General features: G+C 43.3%; 14 protein-coding genes and 1 pseudogene. 13 read left to right on the top strand and 2 right to left on the bottom strand.

The features are described from left to right. Window positions 1-13: 13 nt before the first annotated feature. The 11 genes and pseudogenes from ACTQ9S_RS13390 (at window position 14) to ACTQ9S_RS13340 (ending at window position 17023) form a co-directional block, all read left to right on the top strand. Complete coding sequence (locus ACTQ9S_RS13390) at window positions 14-1069, top strand: pilus assembly protein PilM (protein WP_440455222.1); 1056 nt, start codon at window positions 14-16, stop codon at window positions 1067-1069. Beyond that, the gene (locus tag ACTQ9S_RS13385; protein ID WP_068329489.1) at window positions 1069-1719 is read left to right on the top strand and encodes a PilN domain-containing protein; all 651 of its coding nucleotides are present in this window, start codon (window positions 1069-1071) and stop codon (window positions 1717-1719) included. The genes ACTQ9S_RS13390 and ACTQ9S_RS13385 overlap by 1 nt, the downstream gene beginning before the upstream one ends. Continuing rightward, window positions 1716-2438, top strand: a complete 723-nt coding sequence (locus tag ACTQ9S_RS13380; RefSeq protein ID WP_068329486.1) for a type 4a pilus biogenesis protein PilO — start codon at window positions 1716-1718, stop codon at window positions 2436-2438. The genes ACTQ9S_RS13385 and ACTQ9S_RS13380 overlap by 4 nt, the downstream gene beginning before the upstream one ends. Window position 2439: 1 nt before the next feature. Continuing rightward, window positions 2440-2973: a pilus assembly protein PilP gene (locus ACTQ9S_RS13375; RefSeq protein WP_149038765.1), complete on the top strand. Its 534-nt coding sequence runs from the start codon at window positions 2440-2442 to the stop codon at window positions 2971-2973. 27 nt (window positions 2974-3000) lie between these two features. Next, window positions 3001-5337 carry a type IV pilus secretin PilQ gene (gene pilQ / locus ACTQ9S_RS13370; protein WP_068037938.1) on the top strand — a complete coding sequence of 779 codons (2337 nt, stop codon included), beginning with the start codon at window positions 3001-3003 and terminating at the stop codon, window positions 5335-5337. 168 nt (window positions 5338-5505) lie between these two features. After that, a pseudogene (gene aroK / locus ACTQ9S_RS13365) lies at window positions 5506-6051 on the top strand (shikimate kinase AroK); the annotation flags it as partial. Window positions 6052-6201: 150 nt separating this feature from the next. Next, entirely contained in the window at window positions 6202-7302 is a 1101-nt protein-coding gene (gene aroB, locus ACTQ9S_RS13360; protein WP_440455221.1) for a 3-dehydroquinate synthase, read from the top strand. Between the two features lie 157 nt (window positions 7303-7459). Continuing rightward, the gene (locus ACTQ9S_RS13355) at window positions 7460-8524 is read left to right on the top strand and encodes a hypothetical protein (protein WP_440455220.1); all 1065 of its coding nucleotides are present in this window, start codon (window positions 7460-7462) and stop codon (window positions 8522-8524) included. A 956-nt stretch (window positions 8525-9480) separates the two neighbouring features. Beyond that, entirely contained in the window at window positions 9481-13944 is a 4464-nt protein-coding gene (gene gltB, locus ACTQ9S_RS13350; protein ID WP_440455219.1) for a glutamate synthase large subunit, read from the top strand. A gap of 184 nt (window positions 13945-14128) precedes the next feature. Further along, the gene (locus ACTQ9S_RS13345) at window positions 14129-15550 is read left to right on the top strand and encodes an FAD-dependent oxidoreductase (protein ID WP_068037928.1); all 1422 of its coding nucleotides are present in this window, start codon (window positions 14129-14131) and stop codon (window positions 15548-15550) included. Between the two features lie 237 nt (window positions 15551-15787). Beyond that, window positions 15788-17023, top strand: coding sequence for an FUSC family protein (locus ACTQ9S_RS13340; protein ID WP_440455218.1), 1236 nt, complete (start codon window positions 15788-15790; stop codon window positions 17021-17023). 116 nt (window positions 17024-17139) lie between these two features. Here ACTQ9S_RS13340 and ACTQ9S_RS13335 read toward each other — a convergent pair whose 3' ends face one another. Next, window positions 17140-18285 (bottom strand): ABC transporter substrate-binding protein, encoded by a 1146-nt coding sequence (locus ACTQ9S_RS13335; RefSeq protein ID WP_440455217.1) that lies wholly within the window; start codon window positions 18283-18285, stop codon window positions 17140-17142. A 247-nt stretch (window positions 18286-18532) separates the two neighbouring features. After that, window positions 18533-19642, bottom strand: coding sequence for an ABC transporter substrate-binding protein (locus tag ACTQ9S_RS13330; RefSeq protein ID WP_440455216.1), 1110 nt, complete (start codon window positions 19640-19642; stop codon window positions 18533-18535). Between the two features lie 292 nt (window positions 19643-19934). On the opposite strand from ACTQ9S_RS13330, the gene ACTQ9S_RS13325 reads away from it, so the two are divergent. Beyond that, a complete protein-coding gene (locus ACTQ9S_RS13325; protein ID WP_440455215.1) occupies window positions 19935-20732 on the top strand; it encodes a 3-oxoacyl-ACP reductase in 798 nt (265 codons plus the stop codon). A gap of 117 nt (window positions 20733-20849) precedes the next feature. After that, the gene (locus tag ACTQ9S_RS13320) at window positions 20850-21113 is read left to right on the top strand and encodes a hypothetical protein (protein WP_068329472.1); all 264 of its coding nucleotides are present in this window, start codon (window positions 20850-20852) and stop codon (window positions 21111-21113) included. Window positions 21114-21211: the final 98 nt, after the last annotated feature.

Genomic DNA, 21211 nt, shown 5'->3' with positions numbered 1-21211 from the left:
AGGCAAAGCGTCTGTGAGGCTACTTTCTTCTAAAGGTCGACATTTGGTCGGGGTAGATATCTGCGCCACCTCCGTAAAGCTGGTTAATATACAGCGTCAGCAAGGAATATTTCATCTTAAGTCATATGGAATCGAAGGACTGCTACCAGGTACAGTCGTTGACAAGCTTATTGTAGATACTGAAGCAGTTGGTGATGCTATTATTCGCTTAGCAAGACGCTGTCAGGTCGCAGGCAGTGATGGCGCTACCGCTGTTTCAGGCTCAGCAGTCATTACTAAGATTATTGACATGGATAGGGTGCTAAGCGACGTCGAACGTGAAGCCCAGATACGCTTAGATGCAGATCAATATATTCCCTATCCATTAGAAGAAGTCAATCTAGACTTTGAAGTGCTTGGCCCCTCGCTAGTTGATGAAAATCTAGTTCAAGTTCTGCTGGCCGCCTCACGTTCAGAAAACGTCGATCAGCGCGTCGATGCGCTTACCTTTGGCGGTCTAAAAACCAAAATCATGGATATCGAGTCGCATGCAATAGAGCGGGCGTTTGGTTTGATGGCTGATAACCTACCTAATATGCCAGAATTGGTTGCGCTGGTTGATATCGGACACAATCAGACTACTTTATACATTGCCAAAAATGGTGAGTTTGTTTATAGCCGTGAACAACTATTTGGTGGGTTACAACTGACAGAAGCCATTCAAAATCGCTATGGCCTGTCGTTCGAAGAGGCCACAGTTAATAAACGTGAACGTGCGCTACCTGATGATTATTATCCAGAAATTCTAACACCTTTTATAGAAAGCACTATCCAACAAATTACACGCTCTTTGCAATTTTATTTTTCTTCGAGTCAATACAATAGTATTGATCATGTCGTACTTGCTGGCGGCAGTAGTTCTATTCCAGGCTTATCCAGTATGGTACAGCAAAAGCTTGGTGTACCTGTCACTGTAGCTAACCCTTTTATCAATATGACTATAGATCCTTATATAGATAATGAGCAATTGGAAACTGATGTCCCAAGCTTGCTAGCTGCCTGTGGCCTTGCGTTAAGGAGCTTTGACTAATGGCTCGTATCAACCTATTGCCATGGCGGCAAGAAGAACGCGAACGTAGTAATAAAGAATTTATCACCTTAGTAGTCGCGGTTACCTTGCTGGCACTATTATCTGCCTTTGCAACTTGGAGCTATTTTAATAACGAGCTTGACGAACAACGCGACGCAAATGCTTTGATTGAGCAAGAAAATGTGCGTTTGGATACTGTGTTGACCGAAATTGATAGTTTGGAGCAGCGCCGAGAAGATATTATTTCGCGCATGCAAGTTATTCAAGACTTACAAGGACGACGTCCGATTCCCGTTCGTTTATGGGATGACATAGCGAAGGCCATACCGTCTGCACTCTACTTAAATAATTTAAAGCGTGAAGGCGACCTGCTTACTCTAACTGGTCTTGCAGATAACCCAAATGTAGTATCAAGCTTGATCCGTAATTTAGATAGCAGTAAATGGATGGATAATTCTGCTGTGCGCAATATTCAGCAAAACATTACTGCCTATCAGCCTGCTCCTGCACTTAATGAGACCGTCACTACTGGTAAGCAGCCACGTCCTATCTATCCTGAAGACAGCTATGTGCAGTTCGTTATCACAACGCAAGTTCGGTCAGAAAGCACCAACCCTGATGAAGGCGCTGAGTCTGGAGGTGAGTTGTGAAACTTATCCGTAGAAAAACGCTAATTAAGACTAAAAAAACAGCAGGACGCAGCAAGAAGCAGTTTAATTTTAACGATTTTCGTCGTAGTTTTGAGTCTTTAGATACAGAAAACTATGGCAGTTGGCCATTCCCCGTAAAGGTAACAGTATTAGGTTTTATTATTGCGTTTATTGCCGCTTTATCTTGGGCAATGCCAATCAGTAGTAAAATCGATGAAATTACAGCCGCTGAAAGTGAACAGCAAACGTTACTAGATAGCTACCGCGAAAAAGAGTCACGGGCACGCCATTTAGAAGCCTATAAAACTCAAGTTAACCAGATGGAAACTGAATTTAATACCTTACTTGACCAGCTACCTAAAGATACTCGGGTATCAGAGTTAGTAGAGGGCATTAATATGACTGGTGTTGGTAGCAACATCCGTTTCCAAGATATTTCGGTAGAGCCTGAGATTGAAAATGAGTTTTTCATTGAGCAGCCGATTCGTATTGCCGCTCTTGGTGAGTACCATCAGTTTGGTAGCTTTATCAGTGGTCTTGCCGCGCTGCCACGCATCATCACGATGCATGATTTTGAAGTCAGCAATCCGCAGCCTACATTAGATGCTATACCGGAGCTGAATTTAGTGCTACAAACCAAAACTTACCGCTCAAAAGAAGTAGCCGCTGAAGATGAAGTGACGACACCAGCAACTGATGCTACTGCGGGGGCTAACTAACATGAATGTTAAAAAATTATCGGCCCTTTTTGCCCTAAGTATTGCAACTTTATGGTTGACTGGCTGTACTGATCGTATTGGTATGGCGGGACAAGCGATGAGCGAGATTCGTAACTCACCCTCGCAGCCCATTGAGCCACCGCCAAAAGCGGAGTTAGTAGAAGATTTTGTATACAGTGCCAGTCTAATACGCAGCCCATTCCTACCGCCAAGCCTTATGAATGTACAGGGTCCAAACATACCTACAGATGGTGTGCGTCCTGATATTACTCGAACCAAAGAACCGCTTGAGCAGTATGAGATTGCACAGCTTACCTTTCGCGGGATGATAATATCTCCTGAAGGTCAACAGTATGCATTGGTACAGCGTCCAGATGGTTCGGTTGCTAGCGTTAAAGTAGGTGATTATCTTGGACTAAACGACGGCCGTATTGTTGAAATCACGCCGACCCAGATTAATTTGATTGAAATTGTGCCAGATAGCCGCGCAGGGTTTATTGAAAGACCCCAGTCGCTGGTCTCTCCTATAAATTAAGTTGGCAGGTTTTTTGAGGAATAAGTAATGACAGTACGCAATAACAAGGTAATGGCAATGAGTAACCGTATGTCTTCTACCTTTGCAATATCTGCGTTGGCAATCAGTATGGTCGCCATTAGTAGCACCGCTTATGCAGAGCAGCGCATCAACAATGTCTCTGTGGTACAGACCGCACCTGCCGTAACCCAGCTACGTCTAGGATTTAACGGTGCGCCAGTACTGCCTGCTGCTTATCAGCTTGATAATCCTAGTCGTTTGGTTTTGGATTTCGAACAAGTACAAAATGGTCTTGCTAGCCGATTTAACAATTATAATATTGGTATGGTCAATGATGTCACTACGTTAAGCAACGATAGTACGACGCGTTTGATCGTAGGCTTAAAACAAAGCGGTGATTATACTACTGCTGTGGATGGTAGTGACTTATTACTCACTATTACTGATCCAAATCGTACAGTAGTCAAAAATAGCCCAGTCATCACTACTGTCCCTGTTACCACGACAGCGATTGTGACACCTATTGTTGAAACCAGTAGTGCCGGAATTACTCCTGTTATTACAGGCTCAGAAGTCATTAAAGTACAAGCGCCTGCTGATACTATGGTGGTACGTGTTAACCCGTTACTAGATCCTAGGCTGGCCTCCGCACAAGTAAGTAAACAATATAGTTATGATGGTCTAAGTGCACTGAATTTTGCTGCAGGCAGTAATGGTGGCGGTAATGTTAGTATTGCACTTGCCAATGAAGCCATTCCGGTTGATGTGCAGCGCCAAGGCAATAAATTAGTGGTACGTATGACTGGCAGTACCGTACCTAGAAACTTATTGCGTCGCTTAAATATTAACAGTGGGCTTGTAGATAGCGTTGATACCAAAAACCAAGGTCAAAGTGGTGTTATTACCATCAATATGACTGGGGACTATGAGTATCAAGCTTATCAATCGGGCAATCAGCTCAATATCAGTATTAGTAAGCCTGAGCTATTGCGTGAGCCAACACTAGAAGAAAAAGTTTATAGTGGTGAAGCACTATCTATGGAGTTTCAAGATGTTGAGATTCGTAGTGTACTTGATATCCTAGCGCAATTTACTGATATGAATATCGTTGCTAGTGACTCGGTTAGTGGCAATATCACGCTCCGCTTAATCAATGTACCATGGGATCAAGCCCTTGATATTATTTTAAAAAGTAAAAATTTAGATAAGCGTGAGAATGGCAATGTTATATTGATTGCACCTTCTACTGAACTGGCAGCTCAAGAAGCACAGGAGCTTGAAGCTCAGCAAGCCGTTGAAGCCTACGCGCCATTACGTACTGAATATATACGCTTAAGCTACGCTAAAGCACAAGATGTATTTAACCTTATTTCTCAAGGTAGCGGTCCATCTGGCGGTAGCTCAAGCAATAGTCGCGTAGAAGATAGCAATAGCTTATTGTCTAACCGCGGTACAGTGACGATTGATGAGCGTACTAACACACTGATTGTCAAAGATGTGGCTGATAGCATTGAAAATATTCACAGACTCATTAGCAAAATTGATATTCCAGTACGCCAAGTTATGATTGAGGCGCGAATCGTTAGTGCTTCTGACAGCTTTAGTAAAGAGATCGGTGTACGTTGGGGCATCTTATCTAATGGTGCAGCTAACAACCGTAACTTGCTAGTCGGTGGTAGTAATCAAACCTTGTGGGATCTTAAAGATTTTGATGTAGAAACGACGACTGTTAATGGTCAAACCGTATCATATCCTAAATACGACATCAGTCGTCCTGACAATCTTAACGTCGATTTAGGCGTAGCCAACCCTGCGGGAAGTATTGCATTTGGTCTACTAGCTATGTCAGATGTCATGTTAGATCTAGAACTATCAGCACTGCAAGCAGACAACCGTGGTGAAGTTATTTCTACCCCTAAGATTTTGACAGCAGATAAACAAACAGCCAAAGTTTCATCTGGTACGCAAATCCCTTATCAAGAAGCGTCTGCTAGTGGAGCCACGTCTACTAGCTTCAAAGAGGCAGCGCTAAGCTTAGAAGCAACCCCAAATATTACGCCTGATGGCAAGATTGGTTTGCAATTGGTGATTACTAACGGAACACCGACAATCATTAACAATCAAGTCGCTATTGCTGAGGATTCTATCTCCACTAACGTCATTGTAGAAGATGGACAAACGATTGTACTTGGTGGCGTCTTTAAAAATCGTATCTCTAATGGGGTAGATAAAGTCCCGTTCTTAGGCGATCTGCCTTATATTGGTCGTGCTTTCCGTAAAGACGTACGTAGTAACGCAAAAGAAGAGCTGCTTATCTTTGTTACACCAAAACTAATTAATGACGGTATTAGCCGTTTAGATTAATATAATTTTGCTGACAGCTAGTAAGCTATAAAAAAAGCAAGCCTAAGTGCTTGCTTTTTTATGGCCTAGAATTTAATAAGAGCTAATTTTACTGACAATAATCACAGCTCGTTACTAGCCAGAATATCGATGACGTTGTATGATAGTTAATTTATCTGAGTGAGTGCTATGTTGGAGGAATTGCCATCGGTATTTCTAGTTGGGCCGATGGGAGCGGGGAAGACCACCATTGGCCGATTGCTTGCTAAGCAGTTGGGACGAGAGTTTGTGGACAGTGACTGGTATATCGAATCACAAACAGGCGCTGATATTGCTTGGATATTTGCTAAAGAAGGTGAGGCGGGGTTTCGCGCGCGTGAAACACGAGCAATAGACGAGCTGACTCAACGTACGGACATTGTCCTTGCGACTGGCGGCGGCGCAGTTATGCATGCTGATAATCGGAAGTTTTTGCATCAGCGCGGCATTGTGGTTTATCTGAACGCACCAGTAGATGTACAAATGGCACGTACTGCTAAAGACAAGTCGCGCCCATTATTACAGCAGCCCAATCCCAGAAAAATATTGCAAGATTTATATAGCGCACGCGATCCATTGTATCGACAAGTGGCACATATTGTCTTGCCTACTGGTCACACCTATCCTCGTCATATGGTCAATCAACTATTACAACAGCTTGAATCTCTTTGTGTGCCTGTAGTTACAGAATTAGAGTTAGTATTAGCAGCAGATCAGACGGTAACTGACATGACAATAAAAGCAGAAGCAGAAGCAGCTTCCACGTCCAAACCACTTATAGATTAATAGGTTCTTATAAAACCTTCCGATGAGCAGCAAATAGACATATTAAACATAGGAGTTTTTATGGCAATGCCACTATTCAACGATGGCTTGACGGTTCATACCCAAAGCCATGATTACCCAATCGTTATTACTGAGCAGTGTAATATGGCGGCCAGCATTGCGCCTTATATTACTGGTCAGCAAGTATTAATCGTGACGAATGATACTGTTGCCCCTTTATATTTGCAGCCGCTTCAAAAGCAATTAGCAGAATTATTTACCGTTGCAGTTTGCATACTCCCTGATGGCGAGCAATACAAAAACCAAGACAGTATTAATCAAATTTACAACACCTTAATGGCCCAACATTTTAATCGTGATGTAACTTTAGTTGCGCTTGGTGGTGGGGTCATCGGTGATATGACTGGTTTTGCAGCCGCAAGCTTTATGCGCGGGGTGAATTTTATCCAAATTCCGACCACCTTGCTGTCACAAGTAGACTCAAGCGTTGGCGGCAAAACTGGTATAAACCATCTGCAGGGTAAAAACATGATTGGTGCTTTTTGGCAGCCGCAGATGGTACTGGCTGATATGAGCACTTTGCGAACTTTACCTGCACGTGAGTTGTCAGCAGGACTTGCGGAGGTGATTAAGTATGCTTTAATCATGGATGCAGAGTTTTTGAGCTGGCTTGAACATAACCTACCCACCATGATGGAGCTGGATTTGGCTGTACTTGGCGAAGCTGTGAAGCGTTGCTGTGAGTATAAAGCGGCTGTTGTTGCACAAGATGAGAGAGAGGCTGGTGTGCGGGCGCTGCTCAACTTCGGTCATACTTTTGGTCATGTGATTGAAACTCATGAAGGTTATGGCAACTGGCTGCATGGTGAAGCTGTCGCTGCTGGCATGGTACAAGCCGCTGAGCTATCACAAATGATGGGGTGGCTAAGTAGCGATGACTTAGCTCGCATTAAGCGCGTACTGTTACTTGCCAACCTACCCATTAATCCGCCACCAATCGGAGTTGATACTGCTTTGAAGCTGATGGGTCACGACAAAAAAGTGAAACGCGGACAAATCCGTCTAATTTTGTTAAAATCAATAGGACAAGCCGTGCTAACAGATGATTTTGACACGCAGCTACTTACAGACGTACTGTCGCAATATAAAGATAGAGTATAGGTAGTTCAGTATTAAAGTAGGCATGTTCTTATTTAGCACATGTATCCCATATTAATGCTAATGCAATTAACTTATTCTAAGCTTGTTTTACCGGCAACGGTATTTTTGATCAGACTTTTATTAGCATGCTTAACCCTATTTTTCCAAGGAAACACCCATGGCCACATCGAGCTCAACGACTCGCCCAGAAAGCAGGTCATATCGCCGTCAAGCTTTGATTTGGCTGATGATGACTTTACTTCTTGGGGTTTTAACGGCGCTGCTTTGGATGTTTAGTCAGACTCCAGCAATTGGTGCCAAAATTGAAAACGCGCCAATATCAGCGCCAGAAGTATTAAGTACTGAGCTCAAGCAGCCTTTATCTGTTGCAGCCTTGCATGAGCTAGATAATGATGTACAGCCCATTAATTTTGAAGATACCATTCGTGATTTGCGCAACTATCCTGATGAGTTTAAAGATAAGCGTTACTTGCTAGCTAATAAAGGCAAGTGGACTGTACAGGTAATGAACGTTGCAGAAAATGAAGTGATTGCCAGCTATTTAGAAGGTCGTGATGATCGCAAAAAATTCTCGTACTTTCGTTATCGTGATGACAATAATCAACTGCGCTATATGCTGACTTACGGGATAATGAGTAGTCCACAAGAGGCGGTAGGAGCGGCGAAACTGATAGATTTTGGATTACCAGCTGACGTACGTGTATTGCCAGAAGAAATCAGCCGTTATGTCGGTATTATCGATAACTATGAGCGGCCTGGACCGATTAAAGATTTAAGCACTAGACGTTCACGATCGGTTAAATTGCAGCCAACTAAGCGCGAAGTACCAGTTCGCGAAACAGCAGAAACCTTAGCCAATAGCAATGAAGCTAGGAGTGGTAACAGTCAAGCCAGCAATGATAGCAGCAATGTCGAAAGTATTCGTCAATCAGAGGATACTTCTGCAACCTTAGCAGTTAATGAAGAGCGCACCGTGATTACTGAAGATGGCGTCACTATTCCATCATCTACAGCCAAAAAAGAAGACAACGCGCGTAAAGCTGAATCGGAGTCTAAAAACTTACCGGTTGTTCCTACGCCAAAACAACCAGGTGCGGCAAACAATGCTGAAAAGAGTAATGCTAATCCAAGTTCAAGCAACAAAAACCCTAATGCTGGCGCCGCCAAGAACGCCAACGCTGGGGCAACTAAAAACAATAACGATAGCCCTCTAAAGAGCTAATAGAAGAAAAAACTGACTAGCTCTTTAGAGGGCTATCAGCTACCTATTACGATTTGCTATCAAGTAAGCCTGCAAGATGCGATGTCTAGCAGGCTTTTTTGTGCCTTTTCAATTAACGGCTCAATACCCAGTACAAATGAGCAAGCTATTTTTTTCTAAAACTTAAACGTTTATATTTATAAACAACTATGGCAGGAATATAAAGTTCATAGCTGATAAATAATATACTCAGTAGTATTTTATGAGCGTTTTAATACTATTTGTTACGTGTTCTAATACTAAAAGTTTGAAATGACTCTTAAGACCATAATTAAATGAATTAATAAAAAAGACTAGATTTTTCTATAATCATTAACTAATATGAATGTGGGCGACGCTCTGTACAGTTATCGTAAATAGCTATTTTTTGTTTGGTATTTGCTTAATGCTTTTGCTACAAGCCTTTATGATAATGCCGTTGCTTCAAGCGCAGTGACTGACCATTTGTATTAAGATTATTATAAGTGGTACAACTTCTCTTATTATCCTCCTTCCTAGGGTTGTTAAGGCGCTTGAATATAGAGCGTCTGATATTCAAACTCAATTGAACACCGTGTTATTAGGTGCTCAGCCAGCCAGTTGTCAATCGATATATGCATCATATTGATGCTTGTAATTAAAAGTTATTAATAGCTGCCAAGCAAAGAACAACGTGCTAACCCTTTAACAGTTAGCATCTTATTGACGCTCTTATCTTGCCACTATCAACGCTTAACAACTAGTTATTAGTAATCTGCTCTCAAATAAATGAGAAAGTGATGAGCATTTTCATCCCTTTCAAAGCGTTAGAACCTATTGTCGATCGCATCATTTATTTGTTCGGATGAACATTTATCATCAGCCCGTTTTGCCTACGGTATTCAGTTTATGATCTGCATTAGATATATACGCTGCCCGTTCACTTAAAAGGACTAGCCATGTCAATGATTTCCTCCCATACGCATTTGGCCACGCCAGATGACTTCTCTGATAACTGTGGTTTTGGTTTGATTGCTCACATTGAGGGACAAGCCAGCCATAATTTAGTAAAAACCGCTATTCATAGCTTAAGCTGCATGACCCATCGCGGCGGTGTTGCTGCTGACGGCAGAACTGGCGACGGTTGTGGTCTATTACTTGCCACACCAACGACATTTTTTAAAAGTATTGCTGAAGAGCAAGGGTTTGCTATCACCGATAACTTTGCAGTAGGTATGGTATTCGTTAATGTAGATAATGACAAAGCCCAACATAGCCAGCAAGTTCTCAGTGATGAAATTACTGCGCAAGGCTTAGAAGTTGCTGGCTGGCGCGATGTTCCGCTTGATTTAAGCATTGTGGGTGAGATTGGTCGGGAGACGCTGCCAGATTTCAAGCAAGTTTTTGTCAATGCAACCGAAGATCTAGCTGCAGACGATTTTAACCGCAAATTGTTTGTCGCTCGTAAAAAAGCAGAGCAACGCTTAATCGATGATGAGCTGTTTTATGTATGTTCATTAAGTTGCCAAACTATTATTTATAAAGGTCTGGTGATGCCGTCAGATCTGCCAGCTTTCTTTTTAGATTTACAAGATGAGCGGTTAGCTTCGCATATTGTGGTATTTCATCAGCGCTTTTCAACCAATACGTTACCACGCTGGCCGTTGGCACAGCCATTTCGCTATCTTGCTCATAATGGTGAGCTCAATACGATTACTGGTAATCGTAACTGGTCTGAAGCACGTACGCCAAAGTTAAAATCAGACAAACTGCCCAATTTGAATGAATTGACACCACTGGTCAACAGTACTGGTTCTGACTCATCAAGCTTAGACAATATGCTTGAAGTGCTCATGTCAGGTGGTATGAATCTGTTCCATGCGATGTCGATTTTGGTGCCGCCAGCTTGGCAAAATGTCGATAGCATGGATATGGACTTGCGCGCGTTTTATGAATTTTACTCGCAGCATATGGAAGCGTGGGATGGGCCGGCAGGTCTGGTGATTCAAGATGGACGTTATGCGGTCTGTATGCTTGATCGTAATGGTCTGCGTCCGTCACGCTGGGTGACGACTAAGAACGGCTATATCACCGTTGCTTCTGAGATTGGCGTTTGGGATTATGATCCTAAAGATGTGCTGGCAAAAGGTCGTGTCGGCCCGGGTCAAATGCTGGTCATTGATACTTTGACTGGTCAGGTTTTGGATACTAAGGCCATTGCCACCTTACTCAAAAAAGCTCATCCCTATCGTAAATGGTTACGTGAAGAAGCGAAACGCATTCGTGATGATGAGCGTTTAGAAGAAGAGCTAGCAGCGCAAGCATGCCGCGGTGATAAGTTAAAAGCACTGCAAAAAATGTATCACATTACTAATGAAGAGCGTACTGAAATCATTCGCCCCAATGCCGAAAATGCTCAAGAGCCAGTCGGTTCGATGGGTGATGATACGCCAATGGCGGTATTATCGCAGCAAATTCGCCATGTTGGTGACTTCTTCCGTCAGCAGTTCGCACAGGTAACCAATCCACCGATTGACCCGCTGCGTGAGTCTATCGTGATGTCGCTCCAAACTTGTCTCGGTGCCCAAACCAATGTGTTTGCACCATCAGCGAGAGACGCGCATCGTATTATTTTATCGTCGCCAGTATTGTCAGCCAGTAAGATGCAGCAGCTTGAAACCTTGAATGACCCTGCGTTTCAAATGGTACGCATTGACTTAAACTATGAGCGCACTCTAGAGCTGTCTGATGCCATCATCGCTATCTGTGAGCAAGTGGCGAGCGCTATTCGTGCTGGTAACACTTTGATTGTATTATCTGATAAAGACATTGATGCGGATAAAGTACCTGCTAATGCCATTATGGTGACTGGTGCGGTACATCATTATCTCATTGCGCAAGGTATTCGTACTGATGCTAACTTAATTGTTGAGACCGGTCTGGCACGTGATTCGCATCAAGTGGCGGTATTGATTGGCTTTGGCGCGACCTGCATCTATCCATACTTAGCTTATGATGTTATTGATGATTTGGTCGCGACTGGTGAGCTGCTTGGTGATCCAATTCAAGCGCGGGTTAATTTCCGTAAAGGCTTAGATAAGGGCCTGCTGAAAATCTTATCAAAAATGGGTATCTCTACCATTGTCTCTTATCGCGGGGCGCAGTTATTTGAAGCTGTCGGTCTCTCTGAAGAGGTCGTGAGTTTATGCTTTAAAGGCGTGCAAAGCCGTATTAAAGGAGCAACTTTTGCAGATTTGGCTGCTGACCAAGCACAGTTAGCTGCAAATGCCTTTAAGCGCCGTGCGCCACTTGATCAAGGTGGTTTGCTCAAGTTTGTCTTTAATAAAGAATATCATGCCTTTAATCCCGATGTGATCAACAGCTTGCATACCGCAGTTCGTACTGGTGATTATGACAATTATCGTCAGTATGCTGATTTGGTCAATAGTCGTCCGGTCGCTACCTTGCGTGATTTATTACAGCTTAAAACGGATAATAGTATTGATATCAACGAGGTTGAAGATACTGCAAAGGTTTTAACGCGCTTTGATTCTGCTGGTATGTCATTAGGAGCGCTATCACCTGAGGCGCATGAGTCAATTGCTATGGCAATGAATACCATTGGCGGGCGTTCAAACTCTGGTGAGGGCGGTGAAGATCCAGTACGTTATGGCACTTTGCGCAACTCCAAAATCAAACAAATTGCATCTGGTCGTTTCGGGGTTACACCTGCGTATTTACGTTCAGCAGAAGTCATGCAGATTAAAGTTGCTCAGGGTGCTAAACCGGGCGAGGGTGGTCAGCTGCCGGGTGGCAAGGTCAATGCTTTGATTGCACGCTTACGTTATTCCGTACCGGGGGTGACTTTGATTTCACCGCCACCGCATCATGATATTTATTCTATCGAAGATTTGGCCCAGCTAATCTTTGATTTAAAACAAGTCAATCCTGATGCTTTGGTATCGGTTAAATTAGTGTCGCGTCCAGGGGTAGGTACTATCGCTACGGGTGTGGCAAAAGCCTACGCCGATTTGATTACCATCTCAGGCTATGATGGCGGTACCGCAGCTTCGCCGTTGTCATCTATCCATCATGCTGGCTCGCCATGGGAGCTAGGTCTAGCAGAGACTCATCAGTCGCTAAGAGTTAATGGTCTGCGCGATAAGGTACGTATCCAAACTGATGGTGGTCTCAAAACAGGTCTTGACGTAGTAAAAGCCGCTATCCTTGGCGCAGAAAGCTTCGGTTTTGGTACTACGCCAATGATTGCCGTGGGTTGTAAATACTTGCGTATCTGTCATCTGAATAACTGTCCTACTGGCGTTGCAACTCAAAAAGCTGAGCTACGCGATAAGCACTTCATTGGTGAAGCTGAGATGCTCATTAACTTCTTCAAGTTTGTGGCGACTGAAACACGTGAGTGGTTAGCCGCGCTTGGTGTACGCAGTATGGAAGAGCTGGTCGGACGTACTGACTTGCTTGAAGTGCTAGAAGGCAATACGGATAAGCAGCGTCATCTTGACTTAACGCCATTACTATTTAGTCATCCTGCCAGTAGCGGCAAAGCTCAAACCTGTCAGGTTGAGCGTAATGAGCCATTTGACAAAGGCTTACTTGCTGAGCAGATGATCAGTGATATGCTGCTCAATATCCGTAAAGGCAATGGCGGTGACTATAGCTACTATGTCGGTAACTGTGATCGCTCTATTGGCGCGCGTATCTCAGGTGAGATTGCGCAAGTATGGGGCAATCTTGGTATGAGCGACATGCCTATTAAGCTGCATCTAACGGGTACCGCGGGTCAAAGCTTAGGCGTTTGGAATGCTGGCGGCCTGCACATTGAGCTTGAAGGCGATGCCAACGACTATGTCGGCAAAGGCATGGCAGGCGGTGAGATTGTGATTTATCCACCAAAAGGTTCAAGCTTTACCGCGCACGATACTGCTATTATCGGTAATACCTGTCTCTATGGCGCAACAGGCGGTAAGCTATATGCGGCAGGTACAGCAGGCGAGCGCTTCGGTGTACGTAACTCTGGCGCCCATGCTGTCATTGAAGGCACAGGCGATCACTGCTGTGAGTATATGACAGGTGGTATTATTACAGTCCTTGGACGTACCGGCCTTAACTTCGGTGCAGGTATGACGGGCGGCTTTGCTTATGTGCTTGATATGGAAGGCGACTTCTTTGATCGCTGTAACCATGAGCTGATTGATTTGAATCGTATCTCAAGTGAGCAAACTGAGGAACATCGTATCCATTTGCATCAAGTAATTGAAGCTCATGTAGATAAAACAGGTAGCGCATGGGGTCAGACGATATTGGCTGACTTTGAGCATTATGTTCGTAAGTTTTATTTGGTTAAGCCTAAAGCGGCGAACGTTGCAACTTTGCTAAAAACTACGACGGCTGATCCACAATAATTTTGTGTATATCGTCCAGTCAAGGTTTCAAATAATTATAAGGTTGAGACCTTAAAGTTCACTGCTCGAATGTTTTAAGCAGGTAAGTGACAGTAACGATGTGCCTATTTGCCTCATTTAGGCTGCACAACATTAACTGTCACTACCTACTATAAAAGAGCCTAATATAAAAGAGAAATTCATTATGGCAAAACGCTTAGATAATAGTTTCCAGTTTTTGGACGTACCGCGGCTTGAGCCGGTCAAAAAAGACATTGCGACGCGCTCAACGGAGTTTGTCGAAATTTATAAACCGTTTGAAATTGAATCGGTTGCTCAGCAATCGCACCGTTGTCTTGAATGTGGCAACCCATACTGCGAATGGAAATGCCCGGTACACAATTATATTCCTAATTGGCTTAAGCTGGCGACCGAAGGCCAGATCTTTCAGGCGGCAGAATTATGTCACCGTACCAATACCCTGCCTGAAGTCTGTGGTCGCGTCTGTCCACAAGACCGCTTGTGTGAAGGTGCTTGTACGCTGAATGATGGCTTTGGCGCCGTGACCATTGGTAATGTCGAAAAATATATTAACGATACCGCTTTTGCGCTTGGCTGGCGTCCAGATATGTCAGATGTGGTCTGGACAGACAAAAAAGTCGCCATTATTGGTGCAGGGCCAGCAGGTCTCGGTTGTGCAGATATCTTAGTTAGAAATGGTGTGAGACCTGTGGTGTTTGATAAACGTCCTGAGATTGGTGGTCTACTGACCTTTGGTATTCCAGAGTTTAAGATGGAAAAAGACGTCATGCGCAATCGCCGTGTCATCTTTGAAGGCATGGGAATTGAATTCCGCCTTGAAACGGAAATCGGTACTGACGTTAGTATCGATGAGCTGTTAAGCGAATATGATGCGGTGTTTATGGGTATGGGTACATACACCTATATGCGCGGCGGCTTCGCTGGCGAAGAGCTGGAAGGTGTTCATGACGCACTAGATTACCTCATTGCGAACGTTAATCGCTGTAACGACTGGGAAAAAGATCCAGAAGAATACATCGATCTGAAAGGCAAAAAAGTCGTAATATTGGGCGGTGGTGATACAGCTATGGACTGTAACCGTACCAGTATCCGCCAAGGTGCAGAGAAGGTGGTCTGTGCTTATCGCCGCGATGAAGAGAATATGCCCGGCTCACGTCGTGAAGTCGTTAATGCACGCGAGGAAGGGGTTGAGTTTTTGTTTAATCGCCAACCGACCGAAATCATCGGCTTAAATGGTAAGGTCAACGCGGTAAAAGTCGTCACTACCCATTTAGGTGCGCCAGATAACCGTGGTCGTCGTCGTCCTGAGCCAATTCCTAACTCTGAAGAAATTATCCCTTGTGATGCGGTCATTATGGCCTTTGGTTTTCGTCCTAGCCCTGCCGACTGGTTTGAGACGCAGCAAGTCGCTATGGACAGCTCCGGCCGTGTGTTAGCAGCGGAAGAGCAGACCTTTAAGTTCCAAACGAACAATCCTAAGATATTTGCTGGCGGTGACATGGTACGTGGCTCTGATTTGGTTGTAACTGCTATTTGGGAAGGTCGTGAAGCGGCTGAGGGAATATTGGATTTCCTAGAAGTATAGTGTTTAACATATGCTATAAATTTAAAAACACTATAAACAGCTAAGAGCTAGCGCATAGGTAAGTTTTTCGTATTTTTTGCTAGCATGCTTTGACCTTTAACGTCTTTTGTCTTTTAATAGATGAGAGGCGTTATTTTTTGGTAGTCAGTTAATGGCTACGTGTCTAATGGCTTGTTATTCAACGACTGCTATTGTTTTTTCTTAACATTTTTTACTATACAAAAAGAGAAATTCCGAGTGAAACCGACTTTTTGGCAACGATTTACTGCCCCGCTGATTGAGCCTTATGCGCGTTATCAACATGCCGATGTTTTGCATGCGATACGTTTGGGCACGGCTGTTGTCATTGCATTCCTATTGAACGAGCTTACCAACTTACCCCATGGGGAGTGGACGACCATTACGGTATTTGTGATCTTAGGTTTATTGCAATATCAAGGTGCAATTTATACTAAGGCTAAAGAACGAATACTGGGTACATTACTTGGGGTAGGTGTCGGACTTGGTTTTTTATGGCTGAGTCAAGATATTGGTACGTGGATGTGGATATACTATCTACTTATCGGCATCATCAGCGGTCTTATCGGTTATGTAGCGGTCAAACAATTGGGTTATATCGGTCTATTGACCGGTATCACTATGCTAATGATTGTTTCAAGCCCTGAGCAGAGCAATGTCAGCCAAGACGGTATGTACCGCGCGTTTAATATTCTACTTGGCGCTGGTGTAGCAGTAGCGGCTACCTTAGTTTTACCTCTCAAGTCTACTTTGATGTGGCGCTTTTTGCTGGCAACTAACCTTGAAACCTGTAGCAATCTCTATGCTGGGGTCGGTAATCATATTGATGCTGACGTTCTGGTTCCTAAACCGTTTAAATACACTAAAGGTACCAGCTCAGCAAGTCTTATTTATCCTACCAGTAGCTCTGTCCCTGATACCCCAGTTAATAAGGCCTTGGTAAAAGCGCTACAAAAAATCAATAAGCGTCTGTTAGCGGTTCGTCCACATATCGCTGCTACAGCAAGTGAATCGGGAATTGAAAAAGAGACCTTAGAAACCATTCAACGTACGCATCGTAATATTATAGGGACGATTGATTTATTATTAAGTGCGGCGCCGCGTTTGGCTAATATTGAGATTGATGATGAAAATCATATACTCTTAATACACTATCAACATGAATTGACCCAAGCCATGCAGCATATGGCAGCAGTGCTTCGTAGCCCAAGTGATGAGGTGTTTCGGCCTATCACTCGAATCGCTGTATCAGATTATCCAAGTGTGCAAAACTTAGGGTTTGAGTGGCAAGGCTATTTTTGGTTAACTCAAACTCTACAAGTGCAATTACAACGGCTCAGTGATTTATTACAGACGACTAAGCCGCAATGGTTCGCTGCCTCCGGCCTTCGTTACCAGCGCCGAGAACAACGCCGTATTGAGGATAAAGGCGGCGAGACTGATTTACATTTATAAAAAAACGCTGACCATTTAAAGTCAGCGTTTTTATTTGTGTTTAACCGTTAGATGCTACCGTTTAGAAGCTTTAGTTATTATAGATAGTTCTATAAAGCAGAGTTTTTGTCTTTCTATTAACGGCCAGTTTTGAGCATATCCCAATACTGCTGATAAACCTGTAGCGCATCATCACCCACATCTTCTTGGAATTCTGCTTTTGCTAGCACTTCTTTACTTGGGTAAATAGTTGGGTTGTTTCTCACTTCATCCGACATAAGATCGCGTGCCGCCATATTTGGTGACGCATAACCAATCTCTTCACTAACGATTTTAGCGTTTTCAGGACGTAGCAAATAATCAATGAATTTATGCGCAGCGTCTACTTGCTTGGCGTTTTTTGGGATGACGAAGTTGTCCATCCATAATATCGCGCCCTCAGATGGGTATTTATAAACCAAGCTGGTCAGACCTTCATCATTGGCCATGACGGCTTCACCATTCCATGTCATACCGAGTGCAGTTTCGCCTTCGATATAGGGCATGCGCGTCGCATCTGAATTAAAGGTTTTGACGTTAGGCATTAAGGTGGTGAGCTTATCATAAGCAGCTTTAATCTCATCAGGATTGCGACTGTTGCCTGAGTAGCCAAGTGTCAGTAACGCCATGCCAAATACTTCACGCACATCGTTGGTCAGCATCACCTGACCTTTATAGTTAGGACTCCATAGATCATTCCAGCTATTGACGGTCGCAGGGTCAACAGTATCACCATTAATAGCAAGACCAGTGCTGCCCCACATATAAGGGATAGAGTATTTGTTCTCAGGATCGACCTTAGTGTTGGTAAATGAAGTATCAAGATTCTTAAAATTGCTCAGTTTTGATTTATCTAGCTCTTGCAATAATCCCTCTTTAGCCATTTTTTCAACATAATAGGTTGATGGAATAGCAAGATCATATTGGCTAGAGTCGTCAAGCAGTTTAAGCTTGGCATACATCGCTTCATTAGAATCAAAGGTCGTGTAGTTGACCGAGATTCCTGTCTCTTCCTCAAAGCCATCAAGAATCTCTTGCGGCATATACTCTGACCAGTTATACAAATTAAGGGTTTCGTTACTGGTAGCCGTACCATCAGTCGCAGCATTGTCAGAGTTGCTACAGCTAGCAAGTACCAAGCCGACAGCTGCGGCCAACAATGCTTTGGGTATGACACGACCGACTCGACTGCCAGCGCGAGTAGGAACTTTTGAGGATAGGCGTGACGATGATAAATGAGACAAGATAGCTCTCCTAAGTAGACAAAAAAGTAAAAACCGATGCATGTTAGATAATTGACCGCTATTTATTAGCAGTAATTATATCGTTATGGTCATTCGAAGCCATAATTTAAAGGGTAGCAGCTCGAATCTGCTAGGCTTTAGTTTTAATAGCGTAGTTTTGAATTTATGATAAATAATAAAAAACGCCAACGGTTGCCTGTTAGCGTTTTTTATTTTGATAAATAATTTTAAATCATTGAGTCGTATATTAAGAGCCAGCTCTTAGCTTATCCCAATATTGCTCATAGATTTTTATCGCTTTTTCACCTACATCTGCTAGGAACTCGCCTTGAGCGATTACTTCTTTGGAAGGGTAGATAGTGGGATGATTTCTCACTTCATACGACATTATTTTACGTGCCTCGGTATTTGGCGCAGCATAACCAACTTCTTCACTGATGATTTTAGCGTTCTTGGGCAGTAGCAAGTAGTTAATGAATTGATGCGCGGCGTCTGCATTTTTAGCGTTTTTAGGGATAACTAAATTGTCCATCCATAAGATGGCACCTTCAGTTGGATACTTAAAAACTATACCACTCATACCTTCATCATTGGCAGTGACTGCCTCGCCGTTCCAAGTCATACCAAGGTTGGCTTCACCTGCAAGATATTCGACCAAAGGCTCATCAGAGTTAAAGCCTTCGACATTTGGCATTAAAGTAACGAGCTTATCATAAGCCGCCTTAATCTCATCAGGGTTGCTGCTATTGACAGAATAACCTAGCGTTAGTAACGACATGCCAAACACATCACGCATATCATCCATAAGCATTACTTGACCTTTATAGTCAGGTTTCCATAAATTATCCCAGCTATTAACAGTTGCATGATCCATCGTAGTACCATCGATAACGAGACCAGTACTACCCCAAACGTAAGGAACAGAGTATTTATTACCAGGGTCAACCTTGGTATTAGTAAACGAAGTGTCAAGGTTTTTGAAATTGCTTAATTTAGACTTATCTAGCTCCTGTAATAGACCTTCCTTCGCCATCTTATCGACAAAGTAGCTTGATGGAATAGCAAGATCATATTGGTTGGATTCATCAGATGCTTTCAAGCTTTCATACATCTGTTTATTAGTATCAAAGGTGGTGTAATTAACGGTAATACCAGTCTCTTTTTCAAAGCCATCAATAACTTCTTGCGGCATATACTCATCCCAATTATACAAATTGAGGACATTTTCGTCAGCCCTGTTGCTGCAACTGGTAAGCATAAGCCCAACAACAGCAAACAATAGCGCTTTTGGGAACATTCGTATGGCTGTACTAGGGGTCGTTTTTGAGGCTAGGCGGGACAATGATACGCGAGACAAGATATCTCTCCTAAAATAAATAAATGAATAATAAATGTACAGTAACCAATTAGTGCTCGTAACGTTTATGATGTCGAAAACAAAACGTCATGATACTGCACAATGTCATTCAAAGGCCTATTGCTTGAATGACTTGAAAGCTGACTAAATTATTACAAGTGTTGACCTGTGCAATGTTTATGAGCAATCATGCTATGATTGGCGCAATTTACTGCTTTATATCGTCTAATACTTAAATTAAAGTCTTTATAAAACTGTATGTTTCGATAAAATTATATAAAGGATAAATACGATGAGTCAGACCAATACGGCTATTCCAGCACTTCTCACCGACAAAGTCGTTATTGTCACTGGTGCCAGTCGTGGCCTTGGCGCACAGATTGCTCAGCAAATGGCGGCAGCAGGTGCCTTGGTTTGCGTCAACTACCTCAATAGCAATAACCATGCCAAGCGAATAGTTGCCGACATTATAGCGGCTGGTGGGCAAGCATTTGCTTATCAAGCTGATGTCACTGAACTTGAGCAAGTAAAAGCGATGGCGGATGAGGTCATTGCTTGTTATGGTCGCATTGATGTATTGGTCAATAATGCCTTGCCAAGTTACCAGTTTAATCCCAGTGCTGATTACACCAGTATTGAAACTGTCAAATGGGCGCATTTTTCTCAGCAAATAGATGGCATCGTCAAGGGCGCAGTTAATACAGTGCAAGCGGTATTACCACAAATGAAAGCGCAGCAGATGGGCAAGATCATCAATATCTCAACCAACCTCGTTTACAATCCGGTAGTCACTTATTACGACTATACGACTGCTAAATCGGCCTTGATTGGGCTGACGCGTAACTTGGCTGCGGAGCTAGGACAGTATGGTATTCGAGTTAATCTGCTGGCAGGTGGACTGCTAAAAACTACTGACGCGAGCAGCTTAACGACTGAAGAGGTATTTGATTATATCGCTACGACCACACCATTGCGTCAAGCGACCTCAGTGGCTGACTTTGCCAATTCAGTGCTGCTAATGGCGTCTGATTTGAGTGCGGCTATCACAGGACAATCGATCGCTGTTGATGGTGGCTTGACAATGCCTTGATGACGCTTCGACAGTGCCTTGACGTTTTAATACAGCGCCTTGTTACTGTAAAGACTATAAAAATTAGAAGATTAACTAGTGAATAAGTAATTCGATCGAATTTAGAAGAGAAAAGAGATGAATAACCGCAAACGTGCTGGGATTATTACTGCTGTACTTGGGTTAGTGGCATTTATGGCCATGTTCAATGCTGGCTCACCAACCTCTATTGTGAATTGGCCAGTGGAGACTTATATGGGTTTGGCATTTACGATTGGCTGGTTGAGTAGTATGCCCAATTGGTTGGCTTACGTGTTGGCAGCGGTAGTACTTATTCTTATGCTCGTAGGATTCTATAAAATTGGTAGCTGGGTTTATGGTTTGGTAGCAGGTAAGCGTTAAATGCCTTTTTGCAGCTATATTCTACGAGCTAAGCGCTTATTTACGTCTGTTATTTGAAATTCAGCAATTATTCGCAAAACAAAAACCCTTGTCAGCTA

Source organism: Psychrobacter sp. ASPA161_9, assembly GCF_051970275.1.
Lineage (GTDB): Bacteria > Pseudomonadota > Gammaproteobacteria > Pseudomonadales > Moraxellaceae > Psychrobacter.
Note: the sequence above shows the minus strand (reverse complement) of the source record. Positions and strands in the feature narration are given on the sequence as shown.

Coding starts and splice junctions, on each gene's coding strand:
- ACTQ9S_RS13320 (WP_068329472.1), top strand. CDS start 20,850: ATGAATAACCGCAAACGTGCTGGGATTATTACTGCTGTACTTGGGTTA.
- ACTQ9S_RS13385 (WP_068329489.1), top strand. CDS start 1,069: ATGGCTCGTATCAACCTATTGCCATGGCGGCAAGAAGAACGCGAACGT.
- aroB (WP_440455221.1), top strand. CDS start 6,202: ATGGCAATGCCACTATTCAACGATGGCTTGACGGTTCATACCCAAAGC.
- ACTQ9S_RS13345 (WP_068037928.1), top strand. CDS start 14,129: ATGGCAAAACGCTTAGATAATAGTTTCCAGTTTTTGGACGTACCGCGG.
- ACTQ9S_RS13325 (WP_440455215.1), top strand. CDS start 19,935: ATGAGTCAGACCAATACGGCTATTCCAGCACTTCTCACCGACAAAGTC.
- ACTQ9S_RS13355 (WP_440455220.1), top strand. CDS start 7,460: ATGGCCACATCGAGCTCAACGACTCGCCCAGAAAGCAGGTCATATCGC.
- ACTQ9S_RS13375 (WP_149038765.1), top strand. CDS start 2,440: ATGAATGTTAAAAAATTATCGGCCCTTTTTGCCCTAAGTATTGCAACT.
- pilQ (WP_068037938.1), top strand. CDS start 3,001: ATGACAGTACGCAATAACAAGGTAATGGCAATGAGTAACCGTATGTCT.
- gltB (WP_440455219.1), top strand. CDS start 9,481: ATGTCAATGATTTCCTCCCATACGCATTTGGCCACGCCAGATGACTTC.